This is a genomic window from Limnobacter sp., from assembly GCF_964228395.1.
GTDB lineage: Bacteria > Pseudomonadota > Gammaproteobacteria > Burkholderiales > Burkholderiaceae_B > Limnobacter.
In genome coordinates this window covers 1-6920 of sequence record NZ_CAXQZX010000097.1, presented here as the reverse complement: position 1 = coordinate 6920, position 6920 = coordinate 1, and the positions used below count along the sequence as shown (strand labels likewise).

Sequence of the window (6920 nt, the reverse complement as noted above, 5' to 3'; positions counted from 1 at the left end):
CCCATACATAGCGGCATGGCCCCGCACCCAGCGGCGGGCCATGTATTGTAGCTGGGCCAGCTCCACTTGCAATTTGCCCTCGAAGCTGCGGGCGCGAATGGCAAAAATATCCAGAATGAGGCCTGTGCGGTCTAGCACGCGCCGCTCAAGCGCTTTTTCAAGGTTGCGTTGCTGGGCAGGGCTGATTGCGTGATTAAACACCACCAATTCAACATCGTTGGCCTGGCAATGAGCAAGAATTTCTTGCACCTTGCCCGAACCGATGAAGGTTGCTGAATCGGGTGAGCGCCTTTTTGAGGTGAAAACGCCATCCACTTGCGCACCTGCTGATTTGGCCAGCAAAGCAAGCTCTTCGACGCTTTCATGGAATTCGGTCTGCCCAAGGTCGAGCGCGACCAACACGCACCGGGTCATCTCAGGGCGAGCCTGCTAACGAAGTGAAGACACAGTGCGCAGGGTACAGACATACAACCGTTTTTTATTCCTTCACCTCTGGGGTAAAGGTCACCGAGCGGCCAGGCACCACCGTTGAAATGGCGTGCTTATAGACCATTTGGGTCACAGTGTTGCGCAACAGTACGACGTACTGGTCAAAAGATTCGATCTGCCCTTGGAGTTTGATGCCGTTAACCAAATAAATGGACACCGGCACATGCTCTTTGCGCAAAAGATTGAGGAAGGGGTCTTGTAACAGTTGCCCTTTATTACTCATAACAGCTCCAGACTGTGTTGTGATTATTGAATGTCAGAGCTTTTGGCTCGTCACGCTAAGTGTACAGAAAGCGTACAAAGGTGCCAATTTAAAGCCCGTCTTTTAGCGATATGGACCGCCTTTTTTGAGAAAAAGTTCACAGTTCCAACGCACGAGTCCCCTGTATTGGGTACAGATCACGCGCAATCTAGCCCGCATCGGGCTCTAACCACTCCGAAAGTCGGGGTTTTTCAATGAATTCCGCCTGAAAGCGCTTCAACCTCTCGCTGCTGGCAGGCAGGCGCCCCGACCAGCGCACCGGCAGGCTGGGATCAAACCACAAGGCCTTGGCCACCACCGTGGCGCTAATTTTTTGGGGGTCGCAAATTAAAGCAAAGCGATCGCTGCCGCGTACGCTAGACAACAATCCGATAACACCGTGATTGATCAGTGTGTTCAAAATATCGTCAAGTTGGTCTGGAGGCACCCGGGCAAACACGCGAAGCTCCTCCATGGTCATGCCAGGGCGCTCCTGCTGACGTGATTTTTCAAGCTCGGACAACACGCTCAAGCCCTGCAACCACTTTTGACCCGGGCGGTAGGTGTTGTCCCAGTAGCCTGTGCGGGCCACCGGCAGGGCGGCCACAATGCTGGCCCCCAGCAACACGATGATCCACGACAAATACAACCACAACAAAAATATTGGGAACGCGGCCAAAGCGCCGTACAGCTTGGTGTAGCTGGGGAAATGCGTGATGTACTGGGCAAAAGCGATTTTTGAAATTTCAAACAACACCGCGGCCACCAAACCACCCACCACGGCGTCTTTCCAGTGCACAGCCCGGTTGGGAATGATGCGATAAATGAACGCGAACGCCACCACAGTGAACAACAAAGGCACCAGGCTCAAAATGGGCAAAAAACCGCCTTTGCTGGAATCAATGCCATCCAAAGATTGACCGATGATGGCGGTGGACAAGCTCAGGCTCAAGCCAATCAACACCGGGGCCAGCGAAATAACCGACCAATACAGCACCACCTTGTTCATGGTGGAGCGAGGTCGCTTGACGTTCCAGATTTGGTTAAACACCCGGTCCACTGTGAGCATGGTGGACAAGGCCGTGATGACCAAAAACACAATGCCCACAGCGGTGAGGCCCTTGGCTTTGGCAGAAAAATCGTTCACATAAGTGATGATGGTCTCGGACAAAGTTTCGGGAAAAAACCCTTGGATCAGATAAATCTGCAGGTCCATTTGCAGACGATCAAACATGGGAAAGGCTGTAAAAATAGCCAGCGCCACGGTGACCATGGGCACCAAAGACAATACCGTGGTGAAAGTTAGGCTAGAGGCCACCTGCGGCAAACGTTGCTCAGAAATACGCAAGCCCACCAAGCGAGTGAAGGCGATCCACCAACGCAAATCAAGTGGACTAAGTTCGACATCTTCTACCGCGAGCGCCTGCCGCGCAGATCGCATAAAGCGTTGCCCGCGCGTCAGTTGAACGGGTTCTTTCCCCTTGGGCTTGTTGTCAGTGTTCTCAGAAGGGCCGGATGGTGCGGCTGAACTCATGGGCTTCAGTACAATGGAGGTTCACGCGTTTCATGATACCCCTGTTCGATGATAGAAGTCTTGGTGTTGTACTACAGCCGTCATGGGGCCACGGCCCAATTGGCGCGAGAAATTGCCCACGGGGTGGATTCTGTGAAGGGCGTATCTGCCCGCCTTCGCACGGTACCGCCAGTGTCTGCCACCTGTGAAGCCACCGCCCCCGCGGTGCCCAGCGAGGGGCCACCTTATGCCGAAGCGGACGACCTCAAAGAATGCGCGGCGCTTGCTGTGGGTTCGCCCACGCGCTTTGGCAACATGGCCGCGGCCATGAAATATTTTATTGACAACACCGTGGCCAATTGGCTGGCCGGCGATTTGGTGAACAAGCCATTCTGCGTGTTTACCAGCACCAGCAGCCTGCACGGTGGGCAAGAAACCACGCTGACCAGCATGGCCCTGCCCTTCATGCACCACGGCATGCTTTGGATGGGCATCCCCTACACCGAGCAAGCTTTACATGACACTGAGGCTGGCGGCACACCCTACGGGGCAAGCCACTGGGCAGGCGCACAGGGCGGGCGCCCCATGAACCAACACGAAATTGCGCTGGCACGCGCCCAAGGCGCGCGGCTTGCAAAGGCAGCGCTGGCCTTGCAACATGGCATGGGGGCTGCATGAATAACGTTGAATCTACCCGCAACAAAGCATACTGGTGGAGTGTGGCTAGCCTGTTGGCTTTGATTGCCCTGTGTGTGCTTTGGGAACTGTGGCTTGCGCCCTTGAGGCCCGGGGGGTCGTGGCTGGTATTGAAAGTGTTGCCCTTGCTTCTGGTGGTGCCCGGTATTTTCAAACGCCGTGTACGAACCTACCAGGCCACATCCCTTTTGTTGTGGCTGTATTTTGCCGAAGGCGCCACCCGCGCCAGCTCCGACCCGGCCCTGGCTTCACAACTGATGGCCGGGTTGGAAGTCATGTTAACCATCGCCCTGTTTGCCAGCGTGAGTGTGTATGCACGAACCTTCAAGCAGCCCAAACCCCAGCCAGGCGGCAACGATGAGCAACTTTCCTGAACTGCTGGCCCGGCACATTCCGGGGTTGAAGGTTTACACCGAAGCGGATCACATCGCCCAACGCTGCACAGACTGGCGAAAGCGCTACACCACCACGGCCCTGGCTGTTGTAGAACCCGACACCAGCGCGCAACTGCAAAAGGTGGTCGCTCTGTGCGCGCAAAACAAAGTGGCCATGTGCACCCAAGGAGGAAACACCGGCCTGGTGGGTGGCGCGGTGCCGGCAGCCGACGGCGAAGCGTCAAAGCGACCGCACATTGTGCTTGGCACCCGGCGACTGCGCGAAGTGCTGAGCGTGGACGAAACCAACCTGACCCTGACGGCCAGCGCTGGTTACACTTTGCATGAAATACAAGAATTTGCAGCAGCCCACGGCCTGCTGTTCCCCTTGAGCCTGGCTTCCGAAGGCACATGCACACTGGGCGGCAACCTGGCCAGCAATGCGGGTGGCGTCGCTGTGTTGCGTTATGGCAATGCCCGTGAGTTGTGCTTGGGGCTGGAATTTGTGAATGCCCGCGGCGAGATGTGCGGAGATTTGCGCGGACTACGAAAAAACAACACCGGCTACGACCTTCGCCACCTCATGATTGGCTCAGAGGGCACTTTAGGCGTGGTAACCACCGCCTGCATGAAGGTGTTCCCTGCCCCCAAAAGCCGCTGCGTGGCATGGATGAACGTGGACAACATCGAGTCGGCTGTACAAGCCCTGCAGGCCATTCAAAAGCAGATGTACACCGAGCTCACAAGCTATGAATGGATGAACGCCCAGGCCATTGCGGTGGTGGAGGAGCATTTTCCAGCCAGAGCCCCCAAAGCCGCGCCCGATTGCGACCATGTACTGGCCGAATTCACCTCGCCGGGGCCAGAGGCGGCGTTGCGCGATCGTGTTCAACACAGTTTGGTGACCGTGATGAATGAGCAGAGCACCGTGCGCAATGTCGTGTTGGCCCAAAACGGCAAAGAAATGGAAAGATTTTGGGCACTTCGCGAAAACATTTCAGAAGCACAAGCCAAAAACGGCTTGAATGTGAAACACGACGTGGCCTGTGCTGTGTCGGCCCTGCCCAAATTTCACGACCTGGCATTGAACAGTATTGAGGAGCAAGGCATTGAGGTCCGCCCTATTTTGTTTGGGCATTTGGGCGATGGCAACCTGCACTTCAATTTGTCGGCGCCCGCTGGGCAAGATGCCGCTGCGTTTTTAAACGCCCACCAGACGGCGCTCAATGACATTGTCCACCACGCCATACTGAGCTGCGGTGGAACGGTGTCGGCCGAGCATGGCATTGGGCAATTGAAGGCGGACTTGCTAAAAAGCATCACCCCCGCCCCGAGCTACAACATGTTCAAGGCGATTAAAGCGGCCATGGACCCAGACAACTTGTTCAACCCGGGAAAGGTAGTGCTTTGAACTAAACGGCGACTGCCACTTTTTGTAAGGCCTCGCTGACCACGTCCCAACTGTTGTTTTTGAGGCGAGTGGCGTCTGACAACACCTGCCGATATAAACGACCACCGGGTTGCCCATGAAACAGCCCCAACCATGAACGCGTGATGTTGCGAATGGTTTCGCCTTGCGCCAATTGCGCAAAGGCATACTGCCGCATTTCTTCAATGACAGACTCTCGGCTCGGTGTTTGCTCGGCTTGCCCGGTGACGATGCAATCGAAATGGCTGAGCAGCCAAGGGTTGGTGTAGGCCTCGCGCCCAATCATGCAACCATCGGCCCACTGCAAGTGTTGATGAATGTCTTCAACGGTTTTAATGCCGCCGTTTAGCACGATTTGCAACTGGGGAAAGTGTTCTTTCAAGCGCTTCACCACCGCGTAACGCAGGGGGGGAATTTCTCGGTTCTCTTTGGGCGACAAGCCTTTAAGCACGGCGTTTCGGGCATGGACGATAAAGGTTTGGCAACCCGCTTCGCTGACTTTGCCCACGAAGTCGTAGAGCATCTGCTCACTTTCATCGTAGTCCAGCCCGATGCGGTGTTTCACAGTGACTTCGAGGGTACACGCATCGCGCATGGCTTTGACACAATCTGCAACCAGGCTGGGCTCTGCCATCAGGCAGGCGCCAAAGGCCCCTTTTTGCACACGTTCGGAGGGGCAGCCCACATTCAGGTTGAGTTCGTCGTAACCCGCCTGCTCCACCCATTTGGCGCACTGGCCCAAGGCGGCGGGCTCGCTGCCTCCAATTTGAAAGGCCACGGGGTGTTCTTCACTGTTGTAGGCCAAAAAGCGCTGCCGGTCGCCGTGAATGAGTGCGCCGGTGGTGATCATCTCGGTGTAAAGCCAGGTGTGTCGGCTAATGGCCCGGTGAAAGCGCCGACAATGCCGATCGGTCCAATCGATCATGGGCGCCACAGACAAAACTCGTGGTTTGACGTTCATGTGGAAATTCTACAAACAAAAAGGGGCGAGGCCAAAGCCACGCCCCCTTTGACAAAGCCTTATGCGGCCTCTCGGCTGGCTTTCTTGCGCTCGTGCTCTTTGAGGTAACGCTTGCGGATGCGAATGTTTTTGGGGGTAATTTCTACCAGTTCGTCGTCTGCAATAAATTCAACCGCGTACTCAAGGTTCAAAGCAATGGGGGGAACCAAACGAACCGCTTCGTCGGTGCCCGACGCACGCACGTTGGTGAGTTGCTTGCCCTTGATGGGGTTGACCACCAGGTCGTTGTCGCGGCTGTGAATACCGATCACCATGCCCTCGTAGAGTGCTTCGCCTGGGGATACAAACATGCGGCCACGATCTTGCAACTTCCAAAGGGCATAAGCCACGGCGTCGCCATCGTCCTGGGAAATGAGCACACCGTTATGACGCTCAGCCAAGCCACCTTCTTTAACAGGGGCGTACTGGTCGAACACATGGCTGATCAGGCCGGTGCCACGGGTCATGGTGAGGAAATCGCCCTGGAAGCCAATAAGACCGCGAGCAGGAATGCGGTACTCCAGGCGCACACGGCCTTTGCCGTCGGGTGACATGTCCAGCAGGTCGCCTTTGCGGCGGCCCAGTTCTTCCATGATGGCGCCCTGGTGGCTGTCTTCCACATCCACGGTCAGCATTTCATAAGGCTCACACTTGACGCCGTCGATTTCCTTAAACACCACACGTGGGCGAGACACCGCCAGTTCGTAGCCCTCGCGACGCATGTTTTCAAGCAGAATGGTGAGGTGCAATTCGCCACGACCAGACACTTCGAACACGGTGTCGTCATCGGTGTCTTTAACGCGCAAGGCCACGTTGCTTTTTAGTTCGCGCTGCAAACGGTCACGCAGCTGGCGGCTGGTCACAAACTTGCCTTCACGGCCAGCCAAAGGAGAGGTGTTGACCATGAAGTTCATGGTCAGGGTGGGTTCATCCACCGTCAGCACGGGTAGCGCTTCGGGGGTGTCTACGGCACACACGGTGGTGCCAATTGCGATGTCTTCAATACCGTTGATAAGGCAAATGTCGCCCGCCTCGGCTTGGTCGACCAACACACGCTCCAATCCGCGGAACTTGAGCACCTGGTTGATTTTGCCGTTGAAGGGGGTGCCATCGGGGCCATTCATACACACCACTTGCTGGCCGGTGCGAACGGTACCGCGTTTGATTCGACCAATGCC

Annotated in this window: 7 protein-coding genes and 1 pseudogene; 3 read left to right on the top strand and 5 right to left on the bottom strand. The window is 56.1% G+C overall.

Translation table 11 applies throughout. The annotated features are described in order from the left end of the window. The 3 genes and pseudogenes from ACEQU8_RS07830 to ACEQU8_RS07820 all read right to left on the bottom strand — a co-directional run. Positions 1-414: pseudogene (locus ACEQU8_RS07830) on the bottom strand (GTPase HflX); the annotation flags it as partial. A 64-nt stretch (positions 415-478) separates the two neighbouring features. Then, positions 479-712: an RNA chaperone Hfq gene (gene hfq, locus ACEQU8_RS07825; RefSeq protein WP_008248719.1), complete on the bottom strand. Its 234-nt coding sequence runs from the start codon at positions 710-712 to the stop codon at positions 479-481. 187 nt (positions 713-899) lie between these two features. Next, on the bottom strand, positions 900-2264 hold the full coding sequence (locus tag ACEQU8_RS07820) for a YihY family inner membrane protein (protein WP_370262748.1): 1365 nt from the start codon (positions 2262-2264) through the stop codon (positions 900-902). A gap of 48 nt (positions 2265-2312) precedes the next feature. Here ACEQU8_RS07820 and wrbA point away from each other — a divergent pair, with 48 nt between their 5' ends. From wrbA to ACEQU8_RS07805, 3 genes are read left to right on the top strand one after another with little or no spacing between them, the layout of a single operon-like run. After that, positions 2313-2921, top strand: coding sequence for an NAD(P)H:quinone oxidoreductase (wrbA, locus tag ACEQU8_RS07815; RefSeq protein WP_370262747.1), 609 nt, complete (start codon positions 2313-2315; stop codon positions 2919-2921). Further along, positions 2918-3313: a DUF2069 domain-containing protein gene (locus ACEQU8_RS07810; RefSeq protein ID WP_370262746.1), complete on the top strand. Its 396-nt coding sequence runs from the start codon at positions 2918-2920 to the stop codon at positions 3311-3313. Before wrbA ends, ACEQU8_RS07810 begins: the two co-directional genes overlap by 4 nt. Then, positions 3297-4724 (top strand): FAD-binding oxidoreductase, encoded by a 1428-nt coding sequence (locus ACEQU8_RS07805; protein ID WP_370262744.1) that lies wholly within the window; start codon positions 3297-3299, stop codon positions 4722-4724. The genes ACEQU8_RS07810 and ACEQU8_RS07805 overlap by 17 nt, the downstream gene beginning before the upstream one ends. Before the next feature lies 1 nt (position 4725). Here the strand turns inward: ACEQU8_RS07805 and dusA are convergent, their stop codons facing one another. Then, positions 4726-5703 (bottom strand): tRNA dihydrouridine(20/20a) synthase DusA, encoded by a 978-nt coding sequence (dusA, locus tag ACEQU8_RS07800; RefSeq protein WP_370262743.1) that lies wholly within the window; start codon positions 5701-5703, stop codon positions 4726-4728. Positions 5704-5762: 59 nt separating this feature from the next. Continuing rightward, positions 5763-6920 (bottom strand): EF-Tu/IF-2/RF-3 family GTPase (locus ACEQU8_RS07795; RefSeq protein ID WP_370262742.1); only part of this gene is annotated, 1158 nt, incomplete at its 5' end.

Bases quoted from the DNA above. Each gene is read 5' to 3' on its own strand.
- ACEQU8_RS07805 (WP_370262744.1), top strand. From the start codon at position 3,297: ATGAGCAACTTTCCTGAACTGCTGGCCCGGCACATTCCGGGGTTGAAG.
- ACEQU8_RS07810 (WP_370262746.1), top strand. From the start codon at position 2,918: ATGAATAACGTTGAATCTACCCGCAACAAAGCATACTGGTGGAGTGTG.
- ACEQU8_RS07820 (WP_370262748.1), bottom strand. From the start codon at position 2,264: ATGAGTTCAGCCGCACCATCCGGCCCTTCTGAGAACACTGACAACAAG.
- wrbA (WP_370262747.1), top strand. From the start codon at position 2,313: ATGATAGAAGTCTTGGTGTTGTACTACAGCCGTCATGGGGCCACGGCC.
- dusA (WP_370262743.1), bottom strand. From the start codon at position 5,703: ATGAACGTCAAACCACGAGTTTTGTCTGTGGCGCCCATGATCGATTGG.
- hfq (WP_008248719.1), bottom strand. From the start codon at position 712: ATGAGTAATAAAGGGCAACTGTTACAAGACCCCTTCCTCAATCTTTTG.